Below are 17,645 nucleotides of genomic sequence, written 5' to 3' on the forward strand. Positions count from 1 at the left end.
TCCAACGCGACCACAAGCAATGAGCTGCGCTGAGGTCATACAGCCTACCAAGCGACGAGGCAGTTCCGTGGGAGCCCGGTCATACGCCCTTGTCGCCCAAGCGCGCGATCACTTCGTCTTCCGGAGCTGTGGGCAAAACGCGAACCGCACGCAGTCCTCGGCGGTCCACGGAGAATGCAATCGGCAGCGTCGCCAGCGCGATGATCGCGACCAGCACCCCGCCGGCGATCAGTGTGGCTTGGACGCCAAAGGCGAGCGCGAGTGTCGGTGCGACAGCAAGCGGCAGGAGCTCGCCAGCGTTCTTGTGGTACTGCGCCGTGCCCACCACGCGGCCCACGTACTCGTGAGGAGAATTCAGGTGCAGTAGGGTACGCAACAGCGGTTCTGTCGCGCCGATGACAACGCCCCAGACAACCGATCCGAATGCAACCACCCACAAGTTGGTTGAGCCCACGTATGCGATCGCACCAAGGCCGGCCAGCGCTGCCATGACGCCCAGACCCGGCGCCGAGATCATGCGCTTGGGCAAACGTGAGAGCAGTACCGCCCCGCAGACCAGCCCGAGGCCGAACATCGTATTCATCCAGCCGATCCACTGCACCCCGACGTTGAGAACGTCACGATAGAAGAGCGGCTCAAGCGCACCGAATGCGCCGAAACCGAACCACACCAGCGACCCGGTCAGAATCGTGTAGCGAAGTGCCGGTACTGAGTAACTGACGCGCAGCCCGTTCGTGAACTCGCGAAACGGATGATGCCCCGACTCGCGTCGGCGCACAGGAACCTCGATCACGACAAACCACGCCGCAATCGCTGCAATCGCCGACGCGGCGGCCATAAGCCCGAATACCGACGGGGCGCCCCAAGCCTGCACCACCAACGCGCCAAGGGCAGGGCCGATTATGAACGCGAGCGAACCTGCACCCTCGACCGTGGCGTTGATCTTCTGCAGCCGCTCGTTGTCGGAGCTTAAGTACGGTGCGAAAGATGCGCCTGCGGTAAACGTCGGCGCGCCGACGAACCCGAACAGCCACGCCAGCGGCACGAATACCGCGAAGCTCTGCACGAACATCAGCGTCACCGCAACCGGCAGTGTCAGCATCTCGGCGACAATGAGGACTTTGCGCGGGCCGAGCCGGTCGATGAACACCCCGGCAACCATCGAACCCGCGATTTCCGACAGGCTCATGCCTGCCATCATCCACGCGAGCGTACTCGCGGGCTGGTGGAACGTGTACGCCGCCATCCCCCAGACCCCGACGAAGAACGCGGCACTGCCACCCACGCGCGAGACGAAACGCGCGAGTACGACGAGAGCTATGTTGCGATCGCTGAGCAAAGGTGATCCCCGAGAACTGAACTGAACAGATCCGCCATACGCGGAATTATGCGATCCGGCGGTTATTCCATACGATACCAGACTCGGGAACCGGTGAGCCTAACTCTACCCTGCCGAGCGCACCGGGTTCACTAGCGATCCGACGCCTTCGATCCGCACCTCGACCGAGTCGCCGTCGCTGAGCGGGCCGATACCGCCCGGCGTGCCGGTCAGCACCACGTCTCCCGGCACCAGCGTCATGACCTGGCTGATGAAGCTTACCAACTCGTAAGGGGGAAACAGCATGTCGCTCGTGCGAACCTGCTGGCGCAGCACGCCGTTCACATAGCACTCGAGCAGCAGGTCCGACGGATCGACACCCGTGGCGACCCACGGCCCCAGCGGGCAGAAGCCGTCAAACCCCTTTGCGCGGGTCCACTGGCCGTCAACCTTCTGCACATCGCGAGCGGTCACATCGTTTCCGCAGGTGAGGCCGAGGATGTTCTCGGCGGCCTGTGCGGGAGTGGCCCGGTGAGTCCGTCTGCCGATGACGATGCCCAGTTCGGCTTCGTAGTCGACGCGGCCGACGCCGGGCGGTAGCGGGATCGGATCACCGGGGCCGATGACCGAGGTGGATGGCTTGAGGAAGATGACCGGCTCGGTGGGGGTCGCATGTCCCATCTCGGCGATATGCTTGCGGTAGTTCAGCCCGACGCAAACCACCTTGGTGGGTATGACAGGACACAGGAGATGGGCGCGTTCGAGCGGCAGCGATCCGTCGGGCTCCCATGACGCGAACGGGTCGTCATCGATCAGGGTGACGGTGTCGCCCTCAAGGAGGCCGTAGCGCGCGTCTCCTTGGTGAAGGAGGCGCACGATACGCTGGACACTCCCCATGTTTGTCAGTCCCCGTTCCGCATACCAAGCCCATACTCGATCGAGTCCACGAGCGCCTCCCACGAGGCCTCGATGATGTTCTCGGAGACGCCGACAGTACCCCAACTCTGCTCGTGGTCGCTCGTCTCTACCAGAACGCGCGTTACCGCGGCGGTGCCCTTATTCTCGTTGAGCACACGAACCTTGTAGTCCTCGAGCTGGAACTCGGCAAGCCGCGGGTAGAAGCGCCCGATAGCCGTGCGCAGCGCCTTGTCGAGAGCGTTGACGGGGCCGTTGCCCTCGGCGGTGGCGATGAAGCGATGTCCGCCCACATGGACCTTGATGGTAGCCTCGGTCGCGACACGTCCGTCTTCGCGTTTCTCGGCGATGACGCGGAACGACTCTAGGCGAAACGCGGGTTCGTACGTGCCGAGGCGCTTCTTGAGCATCACAGCAAGCGAGCCGTCGGCAGCCTCGAAGGAGTAGCCGCGGTACTCAAGTTCCTTGATCGCGTCGAGTGCAGCCGAGACCTGCTCTTGGTCGCCGGACAGGTCGATGCCGAGTTCGGCGGCCTTGAGCGTCAGCGACGCGCGGCCCGCGAGCTCGCTCACGATGACGCGAGCTCCGTTGCCCACCTCAGCCGGGTCGATGTGCTCGTAGGCGCCGGCGAGCTTGCCTGTGGCGCTCGCGTGCAGACCGCCCTTGTGCGCAAACGCACTTGTTCCCACGTAGGGCTGATGCGGGTCAGGCGCAAGGTTCGCGGTCTCAGCCACAAAGTGGGAGACCTCCGTGAGCAGGCTCATCTGCTCGCTCGTCACCACCGCGAGTCCCATCTTCAGAGCGAGCGCCGGAATGATCGCCATGAGGTCGGCGTTGCCGGCGCGCTCGCCGTAGCCGTTGACGGTCCCCTGCACGTGTGTACAACCTGCTGCAACCGCAAGGAGAGAGTTCGCTACCGCGCAGCCGGCGTCATTGTGCGCATGCATGCCGAGCGGGGCGCCTACGCTCGGGGCCACCTCGGCGATGATGCGCGCGACATCCTGCGGCAGGACGCCGCCATTGGTGTCGCAGAGCACGATCGCATCCGCCCCGGCCTCCGCCGCTGTCGCGCATACCGCGACCGCGTATTCGGGATTGGCGAGATAGCCGTCGAAGAAGTGCTCGGCGTCGAGGAAGACGGTCCGGTTGGCGGCCTTGAGGTAGGCGACACTGTCGCGCACCATCGCAAGATTCTCCTCGAGCGTGGCGCCGAGCGCCTCAGTCACATGGATGTCCCACGCCTTGCCGACGACGCATACCGCCTGACACCCCGTGTCGAGCAGGGCCGCGAGCCCCGGGTCCGTCTCGGCGGTGAGGTCCTTGTGCCGCGTCGAACCGAATGCAGAGACGACCGCGCCTTTGAGCGGCAAACCACGGACGCGCTCGAAGAACTCGGCGTCCTTGGGATTCGACGACGGGAAGCCGCCCTCGACGTAGTGTACGCCGAGGTCGTCGAGGCGCGTCACGATGCGCAGCTTGTCCTCGACCGACAGCGACATGCCCTCACGCTGCGTGCCGTCCCGCAGAGTCGTGTCATATAGGGTGACCATAGGGCCTCCAGGGGTCCTAGATGTGCTCGAGCCACTCGGCGTAGTCGGGCTCCTCGCCGTGGACCACGCGGAAGAACGTCGCTTGCAGGTCGAGCGTGAGAGGACCGGCAGGGCCGATGATGCGGTGATCGACCGAGCGCACGGGCACGACCTCGGCTGCCGAGCCGGTCATGAACATCTCCTCGGCGGTATACAGGTCCGTGCGAACGAGGGACTCCTCGATCACCGGATAGCCGAGATCGTCGGCGATCGCCATGACCGAGTCGCGGGTGATGCCTTCGAGGATGCCGTCGGAGACTGGCGGCGTGGAGATGACGCCGCCTCGAACGATGAAGAGGTTCTCGCCGGTGCCTTCGGTGACCTTGCCCTCCTCATTGAGCAGGATCGCCTCGGCATAGCCGTGCTGGTTTGCCTCGACGCGAGCGAACGCACTGTTCAGGTAGTTGCCGGTCGCCTTGATCGCGGGCGGCATCGAGTTGATACCGCGCTGGCGCCACGACGACACGCCCACATCCACGCCTTCGGCCAAAGCAGCCTCGCCCATGTAGGCGCCCCACGGCCAAACGGCAATGATGACCTGCACAGGGGCGGGAATCGGATCCACACCCATGATTCCGTAGCCGCGAAACGCCAGCGGGCGGATGTAGCACTCGGGAAGCTTGTTGACGCGGATAGTCTCCTTGACGGCCTCCACCAGCTCGTCGACCGTGTAGCCGAGGTCCATGAACAGCATCTTGGCACTGCGCTCGAAACGCTCCATGTGCTCGGTCAGGCGGAAGACGGCCGAGCCCTCGGGGGTGGAGTAGCAGCGAATGCCTTCGAAGACACCCGAGCCGTAGTGAAGCCCGTGGGTGAGTACGTGGATCTGAGCCTTGTCCCAGTCGACCAACTCGCCGTCCATCCAAATCTTGTCGACCTTTTGCACCTCAGCCATCGTATGTCCCCTTCTAGAGCCTTATCTGGATTCCAACAGTGTAACGCGACGCACCGACAGCGTGCCCGCGGCAGTCCCTATCTTCTACAGTATCGCCTCGGCCACCAGATCTCCCATCGCCTGCGTGCCGACGATGCGCTCGGCCGGCGTCTCAGCCGATGCGATGTCGCGCGTCCGCCAGCCCTCCGCGAGAATGCGATCGATCACTGCAGCGAGTTCATCGGCAGCCGCGTCCATCGCGAAGCTGTGTCGCAGCATGAGCTCGACTGAGAGCAGCATCGCAAGCGGGTTCGCCACGCCGAGACCCGCGATGTCGGGCGCCGAGCCGTGGCTGGGCTCGTAGAGCGCCGTCCCGTCGCCGAGACTCGCGCTCGCGAGCATGCCGAGCGACCCGGTGAGCATCGACGCCTCGTCGGAAAGAATGTCGCCGAACATGTTCTCGGTCACCATCACATCGAACTGCGCAGGTGCCCGCACAAGCTGCATCGCCGAGTTGTCGACCAGCTGGTCGACAAGCTCGATGCCCGGATACTCCGCTGCCACGCGGTGCACGACTTCGCGCCACAGGCGGCTCGTCTCAAGCACGTTCGCCTTGTCGACGCTGTGCACACGCTTGCGGCGCCCGCGCGCGGCCTCGAACGCTGTCCGCGCGATGCGCTCGATCTCGAACTCGCGGTACTCCATCGTGTCGTAGGCGCGCATGCCTGCCGCGCCGTCCACGCCCGCACCGGGCACGTCGACCTCACGCGCTCGCGCGCCGAAGTACAGCCCGCCGGTCAGCTCACGTACGATCAGCATATCCACGCCCGCGAGGTACTCGGGCTTGAGGCTCGAGGCATCGAGCAGCGCGTCGAAGATGCGCACCGGCCTCAGATTCGCATAGAGTCCCAACTCCTTCCGGATGCCGAGAAGCCCCTGCTCCGGACGCGGTTGTGCCGGGTCCGTCGTGTCCCACTTCGGCCCGCCGATCGCCGCGAGCAGCACCGCGTCGGCCGCCTTCGCAGCCGCCAGCGTCGCTTCCGGCAGCGCCGTCCCCGTCGCATCAATCGCAGCCCCGCCGAGAAGCGCACCCTCGAACCGCCACGTCACGCCATACTTCGCGCCGATCGCGTCCAGCACCTTGACAGCCTCGGCGGTGATCTCGGGGCCGATTCCGTCGCCTGGGAGCAGGCAGATGGTATGCACCGTCACAGACTCACCCTCTTCTTCACGGCCTCAATGAGCCCGCCGCCTTCGATGATGTCCTTGATGAACGGCGGGAACGGCTGGGCCGTGAACACCGCGCCGGTCGTCTCATTCGTGATGGTGCCGGAGTCGGCGTCCACGCTCACGACGTCGCCGTCGCGGATGCCGTCGACCGCGTCAGGCGCCTCCATGATCGGAAGCCCGGTGTTGATGGCGTTGCGATAGAAGATGCGCGCGAAGCTCTTCGCGATGACCACGGAGACGCCGGCGGCCTTGATCGCGATCGGCGCGTGCTCGCGGCTCGAACCGCAGCCGAAGTTCTCATCGGCGACGAGGATGTCACCCGCCACCACCTTGCCGACAAACCCGGCGTCGAGGTCCTCCATGCAGTGCTTGGCGAGCTCGGCGGGATCCGAGGTGTTCAGATAGCGAGCCGGGATGATGACGTCGGTGTCGACGTCTCGGCCGTACTTATGTGCCGTGCCGGTGAACTTCATGAGGCTGCTCCGTCCGAGTCTGTTGCGGGCGAGAGGTCTTCCGGAAGTGCGATGTGGCCGAGCACCGCGGTCGCGGCGGCAACGGCGGGCGAAGCCAGGTAGACCTCGCTCGTGGGGTCGCCCATGCGTCCGACGAAGTTGCGGTTCGTGGTCGCAAGCGCGCGCTCCCCCGCCGCCAGGATGCCCATGTGCCCGCCGAGACAAGGCCCGCATGTCGGCGTGGAGACCGCGGCGCCGGCGTCGAGGAAGATGTCGGTCAGCCCCTCATGCATGCAGTCGCGGTAGACCTGCTGGGTCGCCGGAATGATGATCAGGCGCACGTTCTCGTGGACCTTGCGGCCCTTCAGTACGCTTGCGGCGATGCGCATGTCCTCGATGCGGCCGTTGGTGCACGAGCCGATGACGACCTGGTCGACGGTGATGTCGCGGGCCTGGGCCACCGGGCGCGTGTTGCTCGGCAGGTGCGGGAAGGCCACCGTCGGCGGAATAGTCGCGGCGTCGATCTCGATGACGCGCGCGTACTCCGCATCGGGGTCCGAGTGGTACTCGGTCCACGGGCGCTCGGCTCGGCCAGTCACGTAGGCGCGGGTCGTGTCGTCGACGGCGATGATGCCGCTCTTGCCGCCGGCTTCGATCGCCATGTTGCAGATCGTCATGCGGTCGTCCATGCCCAGCGCATCGATCGTCGAGCCGGTGAACTCCATCGACTGATAGAGCGCGCCATCCACGCCGATCATGCCGATGATATGCAGGATGATGTCCTTGCCGCAGACCCACGGGCCCAGCTCGCCATCCACGACGAACTTGATCGACGACGGGACCTTGAACCACGCCTCCCCCGTCGCCATTCCTGCGGCAGCGTCGGTTGAGCCCACGCCGGTCGCAAACGCGCCGAGCGCGCCGTACGTGCAGGTGTGCGAGTCAGCGCCGATGATGACGTCGCCGGGGCCGACCACGCCCTGCTCAGGCAAGAGCGCGTGCTCCACGCCCATGCAGCCGATCTCGTAGTAGTGCGTGATCTTCTGCTCGCGCGCGAACTCGCGAACCATTTTGGCCTGCTCGGCGGATTTGATGTCTTTATTGGGCGTGTAGTGGTCGGGCACGAGCGCGACCTTCGTCGGATCCCACACGCTCGCCAGTCCCACCTTGCGGAACTCCTTGATTGCGATGGGCGCCGTGACGTCGTTTGCCAGCACGAGGTCGAGGCGGCAGTTGATGAGCTGCCCGGGCTCAACTTCTTCAAGGCCAGCGTGAGCGGCGAGGATCTTCTCGGTCATGGTCATCGGGCGGGGCATCTGTAGGCTCCTCCTAGATCGACTCTTCGACAGTGCGGGCATCCTGCGCGACAAGCAGGCGGTTTAGCGCGTTGGTATAGGCCTTCGCCGAGGCGACAATGATGTCCGAGTGCGCGCCTCGGCCGGTGAACACGCGGCCGTCTGACGACGTCACGCGAATGGTGACCTCGCCCAGCGCATCGATGCCACGCGTGACGCCCTTGACCGAGAACTCCGAGAGGTCGTTTTCCACGTGCACGATCCTGTTGATCGCCTTGTAGACGGCGTCGACCGGGCCGGTGCCGTGGCTCGAGTCGATGAAGTGCTCGCCGTCCTTGGTCACCAGCTCGACCGTGGCTGTGGGGATGCCGGGCTCGCCGCTCGTGAAGTGCACCTGCGCGAGGTGGTAGACCTCGTTCACCGTGCGCTCACTCTCGCCGACGAGCGCCTCAAGGTCCTCGTCGTAGACTTCCTTCTTGCGGTCCGCCAGCTCGAGGAACGCCGTATGCACGCGCTCGAACTCGCCGTCCGGCAGTGCGTAGCCGAGCTCTTCCAGCCTGTGGCGCAGCGCATGACGGCCCGAGCGCGCGGTCAGCACGATCGACGTGCCGCCGGCACCCACGTCCACGGGATCGATGATCTCGTAGGTGGAGCGCACCTTGAGCACACCGTCCTGGTGGATGCCGCTCGAATGCGCGAACGCGTTGGCGCCCACGATCGCTTTGTTGGGCTGCACCGACATTCCGGTGATGCTCGACACCAGACGCGAAGCGCGCACGAACTCCCGCGCGTTGACATCCGTATGCACGCCGAGCAGGTCACCGCGCTGGCGGATCGCCATGACGACTTCCTCCATGGCGGTGTTGCCGGCGCGCTCGCCGATGCCGTTGATCGTGCACTCGATCTGCCTAGCGCCTGCCGCCACTCCCGCAAGAGCGTTCGCGGTCGCCATGCCGAGGTCGTTGTGACAGTGCACGGAGATAATGACGTTCTCGATCCCAACGACCTCGCGTACCAGCCCCGAGATCAGAGAGCCGAACTCGGCAGGATAGGTGTAACCGGTCGTGTCGGGAATGTTGACGACCGTCGCTCCCGCCCTCACAACCGCCTGGATCATGCGATACAGGTAGGCGGGCACGGCGCGCGCGGCATCCTCGGCGTAGAACTCGACGTCGTCGACGTAGGTGCGGGCGAGCTTGACGGCCGCTACCGCACGCTCGATCGCCTCGTCCTCGGAGATTCGCAGCTTGTCGCGCAGGTGCGATTCCGAGACGCCGATGCCGGTGTGGATACGGGGGCGTTTGGCGCCCTTGAGCGCATCGGCGGCGACTTCGATGTCGTGCGGGACCGCGCGGGTCAGCGCGCAGACCACGGCGGCGTCACCCACCTCGGCGGCGATCCTGCGCACGCTCTCGAAGTCGCCGGGGCTGGAGGCCGGGAATCCGGCCTCGATCACGTCGACCTTGAGGCGCACCAACTCGCGAGCTATCTCGAGCTTCTCTTCGGTGTTCATGGATGCGCCCGGTGACTGCTCGCCATCGCGCAGGGTGGTGTCGAATATGTAGATCTTATCGGTGCTCATGATGCCCATCTCCTATCCGCGTGTTGACACACTCGAGTTGTCGATGCCGACGGCAGGAAAGAATCCGGCCGCCGGCCCGATAAGTCGATTCGCCACGATCCGCGCGGATCGCGTATGCGGCATCAGGTTCCTCACAGCTCCACGTACCACGCGTCGTCCATGCCGGCCTCGGCGGTGATCGTTGCGAGTACTTCGGGCGACAGTGGAGCGTCGATGGTCAGCGCCATGAGCGCCTGCCCGCCGGCCTCCTTGCGGCCGACCTGCATGGAGCCGATGTTGATCTCGGCGCCGCCCAGGATCGTGCCGACCTTGCCGATCATGCCGGGGCGGTCGGGGTAGATGAAGAACGCCATGTTGTGGCTCGGAGCCATGTCGAGATCGTAGCCGAACACCGACACCAGACGGGGCTCGTCGTTCTTGCCGATGAGCGCTGCAGCAAGCTCGACCGGCCCCCGCGGCGTGACGGAACGCAGTGCCAGAAGCGAGACGTAGTCATGCACCTCGGGACGCTTGGTCTCGGTGACCTCCACTCCGCGCTGCTCGGCAAGATATTCGGCGTTGACGAAGTTCACGGTCTCGTCGCTGACATGCGTGAGCAGGCCCTTGACGGCAGCTGTGCGCAGAATGCGGGTGTCGTCCTCGGCAAGTGCGCCGACGGTGAGGACGTCGATCTTGTCGATGCCACCGCGGGCGAGTTGGGCCAGCACCTCACCCATGCTCTGCGCGAGATCGATGTAGGGGCCGACCTTCTCAAGAACCTCAGGCGAGATCGGCGCGACGTTGACGGCTGTCGGAACCATGCGGCCCTCGAGACCCAGCGCGACGTACTCCGCGATCTGCAGGCCGGCGCGATCCTGAGCCTCACGGGTGGAGGCGCCGAGGTGCGGCGTTAGGATGACGTTCTCGAGCTCCATCAGCGGCGAATCCGTGCACGGCTCGACCTCGAAGACGTCGATCCCCGCGCCGGCGACGTGCCCACTGCGCACGGCGTCGGCGAGCGCCTCGGTCTGATAGATGCCTCCGCGGGCGGTGTTGATGAGGCGGACGCCCTTCTTCATCACCGCAAAACGCTCAGGCCCGAACATGCCGATCGTTTCCTTCGTCTTGGGAAGGTGCACGGTGATGAAGTCGGCCAGCGGCAGGATCTCGTCAATTGTCTTGTAGAGCTTGACGCCCATCTTGGCGGCGCGCTCTTCTGAGGTGTAGGGATCGTAGCCGATGATGTTCATACCGAAGGCGCGGGCGCGCTCGGCGACGAGTGAGCCGATGCGGCCCAGGCCGAAGATCGCGAGAGTCTTCTCGTAGAGCTCGGCTCCGGTGAACTTTGAGCGCTCCCACTTGCCGGCGTGCATCGAGGCGTTGGCCTGCGGCGTCTTGCGGGCAACGGCCATCAGGAGCGCCATGGTCTGCTCGGCGGCGGAGATGACGTTGGAGGTCGGCGCGTTGCAGACGATGACGCCGCGCTCAGTGGCCGCATCGACGTCGACGTTGTCCACGCCCACGCCGGCGCGGCCGACGATCTTTAAGTTCTTGCCGGCCTCGATGACCTCGCGCGTGGCGCGCGTGGCCGAGCGCACGATGAGCGCGTCGTACGACGGAATGACGCGCACGAGCCCTTCAGGCGTCAAGTCGGTGATGACATCGACATCGAACTTCGAGCGCAGAAGCTCGATGCCGCCGTCGGCGATTTTCTCAGCTACCAGTACCCTCATTGTTTTCCAGCCTACCCTTCCATGAAGACGGTCTCGGCGGCCTTGATACCTGCGCCACGCTCGAACTCGTAGCCGAGCTGGGCGAGCGTCATCTCAAGCGCTGCGAGCGTCACGATGATGTCGAAATCTCCAAAGTAGCCGAGGTGGCCAATGCGGATGATCTTGCCGACGTAGTCGTCCTGGCCGCCCGCGATGGTCACGCCATGCTTGTCTTTCATGATCTTCTCGATCGATTTGCCATTGATGCCCTCCGGCACCCACACCGGCGTGACCGCACTGCCGCGGCCTTCCTCCGGCGCGAAAAGCTTCAAGCCGAGCGCCTCGCAGCCCTTGCGTGTGGCCTCGGCGAGACGCGAGTGGCGGGCGATCACGTTCTCGATGCCCTCTTCACGCATCATCTTCAAGGACTCGCCCAAGCCGATGATGAGCGAGACAGGCGGCGTAAACGGCGTCGTGTCCTTCTCGAGGTTCTTGGCGTATTTCTTCCAGTCGAAGTAGAACTTCGGCAGGTTGGATCTCTCGTAGGCACGCCATGCCTTGGGCGACACGGTGAGTGCCGCCAGACCCGGCGGGAGCATGAGCCCCTTCTGCGAGCCGGTCATGACGACGTCGAGACCCCACTCGTCGGTCTTGCAGTCCACCGCACCGATGCCGGTGATCGAGTCGACGATCAGTACGCACTCCGGATAACCCTTGCAGATCTCGCCGATTGCCTTGACGTCGTTGAGCACGCCGCTCGACGTCTCCGACTGCGTGACGATGACGCCACGCACCTCGGGGTGCTCGGCGAGCACTCCGGCGATGTCCTCGGCGCGGACGACCTGCGTCCACTCGTAGCGCAAATCGATGACGTTCAAGCCGTAGACCTGAGAAATGGTGACCATCCGGTCACCGAACTTGCCATTGCGCGCCACGATGAGCGTGTCGCCCGCCGAGAAGCAGTTCGCGATCGCGGACTCCATCGCGCCTGTGCCTGAGCACGCGAGCAGGATGACATCGCTTTCTTCCGTCTGGAACACGTACTTCAGGTCGTTGACGACGCCCCGCAGGATCGCCGAGAAATCGGGGGTACGGTGGTGAATCATCGGCCGCGCCTGCGCGAGTAGAACCTCCGCAGGTACGGGCGTGGGACCCGGGGTCATCAGGTACTTCTTTTGCATCGCTTGGTGCTCCCCTCTTGTGAGTGCTGACAGGTCACTTTGGAAGGTGCTCTTGAGGACTTAGGCGTCCTTCTTGATCCACGAGAACATCGATCGCAGTTCGCTGCCGACTTCTTCGACATATGCCTCGGCATGAATGCGGCGCATCGACTTGAACCACGGTTGGCCGGCCTTGTTCTCAAGGATCCAGTCGCGGGCGAACGTGCCGTTCTGGATGTTCCACAGCGCCTCGGCCATCGCCTGACGCGTGTCATCGGTGATGATCTTGGGGCCGGTGTAGTAGTCGCCGTACTCGGCGGTGTTCGAGATCGAGTCGCGCATCTTGGCCATGCCGCCCTCAAACATGAGGTCGACGATGAGCTTGACCTCATGCAGACACTCGAAATACGCGATCTCCGGCTGGTAGCCCGCCTCGACCAGCGTGTCGAAGCCCGCCTCGATGAGGTGGGTCAGGCCGCCGCACAGCACGACCTGCTCGCCGAAGAGATCGGTCTCGGTCTCCTCGGTGAAGGTGGTCTCGATGACGCCGGCGCGCGCGCCGCCGATGCCCCATGCGTAGGATTTCGCGAGCTCCATGGCTGTCCCCGTCGCGTCCTGATGGACGGCGATGACGTTGGGGACGCCGGAGCCCTCAGTGTAGACTCGGCGAACCATGTGGCCGGGGCCCTTGGGGGCGATCATGATGACGTCGACATCTTCCGGCGGCGTGATCGCGTCGAAGCGGATGTTGAAACCGTGGGCGAACGCGAGCGCCTTGCCTGCGGCCATCGACTCGTGGATCTCGGTGTAGTACGTGTGCGCCTGAGTCTCATCAGGTGTGAGGATCATGATGAGATCGGCCTCGGCAGCAGCGTCGCGTACGGTCATGACCTTGAGACCGGCCTCCTTGGCCTTGTCCCAACTCTTGGAACCGGTGCGTAGGCCGACGCGCACGTCCACGCCTGAATCGTGCAGGTTCAGCGCATGTGCATGGCCTTGGCTGCCGTAGCCGATGATCGCAACTTTCTTGGTACGAATGAGGGCCGGGTCGCAGTCACTCTCGTAGTAGATGGTCGCCATGGTGGTGTCGCCTTTCTTTCGTAGTAGTCTTCTTGAGTCTGCCCCGTGCGTTTGTTAGCTGTCCCGCGAACCGCGCGATAGCGCTATTTTCCCCGTACGTGCGAGTTCCTTGATTCCGTAGCCACGGAAGAGATCTTCCATCGCCTGCAGCTTGTCCGAGGCGCCCGTCGCCTCGATCGTGAGCGAGTTGCGACCTACGTCGATGATCTTGGCCCGAAACACATTAGCGATTTCGATGATCTCGTGACGTCGTTCAGGCGCCGCGTTCACCTTGAACAGCACCAACTCACGATCGATGGACTCGGCAGGATGAAGATCCTGGATCTTGATGACGTTGATGAGCTTGTGCAGCTGCTTGGTGATCTGCTCGACCGGCGTGTCCTCGGCGCTCACCACGATCGTGATCCGCGACAGCGTCGGGTCCTCGGTGGGTCCCACAGCAAGCGAGTCGATGTTGAATCCCCGCCGCGCGAAAAGTGAAGTCACCCGCGTGAGGACACCGGCCCTGTTTTCGACCAGAACCGACAGTGTGTGCTTCATCTACTCCCACACCTCCTTGATCAGGTCGTCATCGAGCATGTCGGACACCGGTCCGCCCGGCACGCCGCCGAGCATCTCGTCGATAGAGCCGCCGGGTGCGACCATCGGGTACACGCATTCCTCGCGCACAACGCGGACGTCGATGATTGCGGGACCCTCGGCGTCGAAAGCCTCGCGCAGCGTCGCCTCGAGAAGTGCCGGGTCAGAGACCCGGTAGCCCTTCCAGCCGTACGCATCGGCGAGCTTCACGAAGTCCGGGCAGTCCTGCGCCAGCGTGGACGATGAGTAGCGGTGCCCGTAAAACAGCTCCTGCCACTGCCTGACCATGCCGAGATACCCGTTGTTGAGCACGACCACTTTGACCGGGAGCCCATTGATCGCCGCAGTCGCCATTTCCTGGCTGTTCATCTGGATAGAACCATCACCCGCGATGTCGATGACGAGGTGGTCCGGCGCGCCGAGCTGTGCGCCGATCGCCGCCGGGAACCCGAACCCCATCGTGCCGAGCCCCCCCGAGGAGCACCACGTGCGCGGCTCCGTGACGTGTATGTACTGGCACGCCCACATCTGATGCTGCCCGACTTCGGTAGTGATGACACGCTTGCGATCGCGCGTAATGCGCTGAATCGTCTCGATGGCGAACTCAGGCATGATCTCTTCGGTATTGTGGAGGTAGTGCAGCGGAAACTGACGGCGCCAGTCGTCGATCGCATTCATCCAGCCTTCGGTCCTGGGCTCGGCGTCGGCCTTGCGCAGTTCGGCGACCAGTCCCGCCAGAACCTGTTTGGCATCCCCCACGACCGGCATGTCGACGGTTTTGTTCTTGCCGATCTCGGCCGGATCGACGTCGATGTGGATCACCCTGGCTTTTGCGGCGAACGCCGAGAGCTTCCCGGTCACGCGGTCGTCGAACCGCACGCCTACCGCGATGAGCAGGTCTGTGTCTGTGATGGCGAAGTTGGTGTACTTCGCGCCATGCATGCCGGGCATTCCGATTGAGAGATAGTGGTCCTCGGGGAAGGCGCCCTTGCCCATCAGCGTCGTAGCCACCGGCAGCTGCATGAGCTCGGCAAGCTCCTTGAGCTCCTTCCAGCCACCGGAGGCCAACACTCCGCCGCCTACGTAGAGCAGCGGCTTGCGGGCCTCGGCGATGAGCGCCGCAGCCTGTTTGATCTGCTTGATGTGGCCGCGGACCGTGGGCTTGTAACCGGGCAGATTCACGTGCTCCGGCCAGACGAAGTCGAATTCCGCCTTGCTCACGTCGACGGGCACGTCGATCAGCACGGGGCCGGGGCGTCCGGTCGTTGCGATCAGGAACGCCTCCCGGATCGTCTCGGCCAGATCGTCGGGGTTCCTGACGAGGTAGCTGTGTTTTGTGATGGGCAGCGTGATGCCCGTGATGTCGGACTCCTGGAACGCATCCGTGCCCAGGACCGACTGAGCGACCTGCGCGGTGAACACAACCATCGGCACCGAATCCATATAGGCGTTCGCAAGACCCGTGATCGTGTTGGTCGCTCCCGGGCCGCTGGTCACCAGCACAACACCCGGCTTGCCGGTGACGCGCGCGTAGCCATCCGCCGCATGTACGGCCGCCTGCTCGTGACGAGGCAGCAGCACGTGCACCTGCGCCGAGTCGTATAGCGCATCAAAGATCGGCAGTGCGACGCCGCCGGGATAACCGAACAGCGTGGTCACGCCCTCCAGCTCCAGCGATCGCACCAGCGCCTGCGCGCCTGTCATTCGCTCGCTCATGAAAGCACCGCCCCCTTGTCCGCACCGGAAACCTGTTTCGCATACCGCGCCAGTACGCCCGTCGTGAATCGCGGCGCCGGTTCGTGCCACGCGGCCCTGCGGACGGCCAGCTCGGCGTCGTCGACGTTGAGTGTGAGCAGCGCGGCATCAATGTCGACCGTGATCGAGTCGCCCTCGGCGATGAGTGCGATGGGCCCACCCACGGCAGCCTCCGGACTCACGTGGCCGACGGCCGGGCCCTTGGTTGCGCCGCTGAATCTACCATCGGTGATGAGCGCCACGCTGGTGGATAGCCCCATCCCCGAGATCGCCGATGTGGGCGTCAGCATCTCGCGCATGCCCGGCCCGCCCTTCGGCCCCTCGTAGCGGATGACGACGACGTCGCCCGCCACAATCGTGCCGCCGAGAACCGCCGCGGTCGCATCGTCCTCGGACTCGAAGATGCGCGCCGGACCGGTGTGCACGCGCATCGCAGGGGCGACCGCCGACTGCTTGACCACGGCGCCATCGGGCGCGATGTTGCCGCGCATGACGCGCAGGCCACCCTCGGCGTAGTAGGGCTCGTCGATGGCGCGCACGACGCGCCCATCAGCCGGTGCCGCAGCGTCGGCGGTCTCGCCGGCGGTCCTGCCCGACACGGTGAGGGTATCGCGCTCGATCAGCCCTCGCCGGTTAAGCTCGCGCATGATCGTCGGAATGCCGCCGACGTGATAGAGGTCTTCCATATGCAGATCGCTCGCCGGGCTGATGCGCACCAAGTTCGGAGTCTTCGCACTCACTGCCGCCCAGTCGTCAAGCGTGATGTCGGCTTGCGCCTCATGAGCTATGGCGGTGAGGTGCAGCACCGTGTTCGAGCTGCCGCCAAACGCCATGTCGAGCGTCATCGCGTTTCGGATGGCCGCCGGCGTCATGATCTGCCGAGCGGTCACGTCCTCGCGCAGCAGTCCCATGATGCGCATGCCGGCCTTCTTGGCGAGCCGGATGCGCTCCGAGTAGACAGCGGGGACGGTGCCGTTGCCCGGCAGCGCCATGCCGATCGCCTCGGTGAGGCAGTTCATGGAATTGGCGGTGAACAGCCCTGCACACGAGCCGCATGTGGGGCACGCGTTGTCCTCGAGCTGGCACAGCTCCTCGGCGTCCATCGTGCCCGCAGCGACCTTGCCAACTGCGGTAAACACGGTATCGAGATCGACTGCCTCACCCTTGGGACCACGCCCCGCAAGCATCGGGCCACCGGAGATCACGATCGTGGGCAGGTCGAGCCGTGCAGCGGCCATGAGCATCCCTGGGATAACCTTGTCGCAGTTGGGGATCAGCACGACGGCGTCAAACGAATGTGCCGCAACCGCGATCTCGACCGAATCGGCGATCGTCTCGCGGCTCGCGAGCGAGTACCGCATTCCGGCGTGGTTCATCGCGATGCCGTCGCATACGCCGATGGTGGAGATCTCGATGGGGGTTCCGCCGGCCATGATGACGCCGGCCTTCACGGCCGCGCCGATCTTGTCGAGCATGAGATGACCGGGAATGATCTCGTTGGCCGAGTTGATGACGGCCACAAGCGGCCGCGCAATCTCCTCGTCGGTGAAGCCGTCGGCCTTGAGCAGGCTTCGGTGCGGGGCCCTTGCCGGGCCCTCTTTCATGCGGTCGCTCACAAGCCTCATCGTCATCGCCCTTCCCGCTTCTTCTCGCAGGTCGAAGGCTGCCGATGAACCGGCCGCACGATGTGAGTCCCGCTTGCCTCGGCATCGATGCCGGCACACATTCGGGTAAGCAGGGTCACGAGACAACAATACCGCGAAAGCGCATGCAGTCGCCCCGTGCCGGGACGAAAGCGATGCTTCCGCGGTACCACCCCGCTTGGCGTCTGGATCCTCTCGTCGACAACGATGTCGCGATTGGCAGACGCCCACTCGTACGGCAGGTAACGGATGCCACCGACCCGATCTACTTGGCCCGCCAGTCTAACGAAGGTCGTCCGCGTACGGCTGGAGGCTGTTCTTCCGGGTGGCTCAGGGGTGAGATTTCGAAGCGTCCCGCGCCGGGCTTCCACCAATGCCCGGCTCTCTGGAGAGGGATTAGCCCCTACTGTCCCCGTCAGCGCCATTCTTGCTGTTCGGTTAGGGTTGGATACTAGCGCAACGCCCCTGCTTAAGGCAACTGC

The 17,645-nt window shown here is 64.6% G+C and carries 14 protein-coding genes; all 14 read right to left on the reverse strand.

Features of this window, described 5'->3' with window-relative positions; translation table 11 throughout:
• Nucleotides 1-79 precede the first annotated feature (79 nt).
• Complete coding sequence (locus HGA39_04720) at nt 80-1,339, reverse strand: MFS transporter (protein ID NTW28649.1); 1,260 nt, start codon at nt 1,337-1,339, stop codon at nt 80-82.
• A gap of 105 nt (nt 1,340-1,444) precedes the next feature.
• Nucleotides 1,445-2,215: a fumarylacetoacetate hydrolase family protein gene (locus HGA39_04725; protein NTW28650.1), complete on the reverse strand. Its 771-nt coding sequence runs from the start codon at nt 2,213-2,215 to the stop codon at nt 1,445-1,447.
• Between the two features lie 5 nt (nt 2,216-2,220).
• Entirely contained in the window at nt 2,221-3,783 is a 1,563-nt protein-coding gene (locus tag HGA39_04730; protein NTW28651.1) for a citramalate synthase, read from the reverse strand.
• Between the two features lie 16 nt (nt 3,784-3,799).
• Nucleotides 3,800-4,717 carry a branched-chain amino acid transaminase gene (locus HGA39_04735; protein ID NTW28652.1) on the reverse strand — a complete coding sequence of 306 codons (918 nt, stop codon included), beginning with the start codon at nt 4,715-4,717 and terminating at the stop codon, nt 3,800-3,802.
• Nucleotides 4,718-4,801: 84 nt separating this feature from the next.
• Entirely contained in the window at nt 4,802-5,902 is a 1,101-nt protein-coding gene (gene leuB / locus HGA39_04740; GenBank protein NTW28653.1) for a 3-isopropylmalate dehydrogenase, read from the reverse strand.
• Between the two features lie 2 nt (nt 5,903-5,904).
• Nucleotides 5,905-6,399 (reverse strand): 3-isopropylmalate dehydratase small subunit, encoded by a 495-nt coding sequence (gene leuD / locus HGA39_04745; protein NTW28654.1) that lies wholly within the window; start codon nt 6,397-6,399, stop codon nt 5,905-5,907.
• Nucleotides 6,396-7,694, reverse strand: coding sequence for a 3-isopropylmalate dehydratase large subunit (gene leuC, locus HGA39_04750; GenBank protein NTW28655.1), 1,299 nt, complete (start codon nt 7,692-7,694; stop codon nt 6,396-6,398). Before leuC ends, leuD begins: the two co-directional genes overlap by 4 nt.
• Before the next feature lie 13 nt (nt 7,695-7,707).
• A complete protein-coding gene (locus tag HGA39_04755; GenBank protein NTW28656.1) occupies nt 7,708-9,255 on the reverse strand; it encodes a 2-isopropylmalate synthase in 1,548 nt (515 codons plus the stop codon).
• A gap of 131 nt (nt 9,256-9,386) precedes the next feature.
• On the reverse strand, nt 9,387-10,967 hold the full coding sequence (locus HGA39_04760) for a phosphoglycerate dehydrogenase (GenBank protein NTW28657.1): 1,581 nt from the start codon (nt 10,965-10,967) through the stop codon (nt 9,387-9,389).
• Between the two features lie 11 nt (nt 10,968-10,978).
• Nucleotides 10,979-12,127: an alanine--glyoxylate aminotransferase family protein gene (locus tag HGA39_04765; GenBank protein ID NTW28658.1), complete on the reverse strand. Its 1,149-nt coding sequence runs from the start codon at nt 12,125-12,127 to the stop codon at nt 10,979-10,981.
• 60 nt (nt 12,128-12,187) lie between these two features.
• Nucleotides 12,188-13,186 (reverse strand): ketol-acid reductoisomerase, encoded by a 999-nt coding sequence (gene ilvC / locus HGA39_04770; GenBank protein ID NTW28659.1) that lies wholly within the window; start codon nt 13,184-13,186, stop codon nt 12,188-12,190.
• Nucleotides 13,187-13,240: 54 nt separating this feature from the next.
• Nucleotides 13,241-13,726, reverse strand: coding sequence for an acetolactate synthase small subunit (ilvN, locus tag HGA39_04775; GenBank protein NTW28660.1), 486 nt, complete (start codon nt 13,724-13,726; stop codon nt 13,241-13,243).
• Nucleotides 13,727-15,481, reverse strand: a complete 1,755-nt coding sequence (ilvB, locus tag HGA39_04780) for a biosynthetic-type acetolactate synthase large subunit (protein ID NTW28661.1) — start codon at nt 15,479-15,481, stop codon at nt 13,727-13,729.
• Nucleotides 15,478-17,145 (reverse strand): dihydroxy-acid dehydratase, encoded by a 1,668-nt coding sequence (ilvD, locus tag HGA39_04785; GenBank protein ID NTW28662.1) that lies wholly within the window; start codon nt 17,143-17,145, stop codon nt 15,478-15,480. The genes ilvB and ilvD overlap by 4 nt, the downstream gene beginning before the upstream one ends.
• Between the last annotated feature and the right edge of the window lie 500 nt (nt 17,146-17,645).

Source organism: Coriobacteriia bacterium (assembly GCA_013336165.1).
In the GTDB taxonomy this organism is placed as follows: domain Bacteria; phylum Actinomycetota; class Coriobacteriia; order Anaerosomatales; family JAAXUF01; genus JAAXUF01.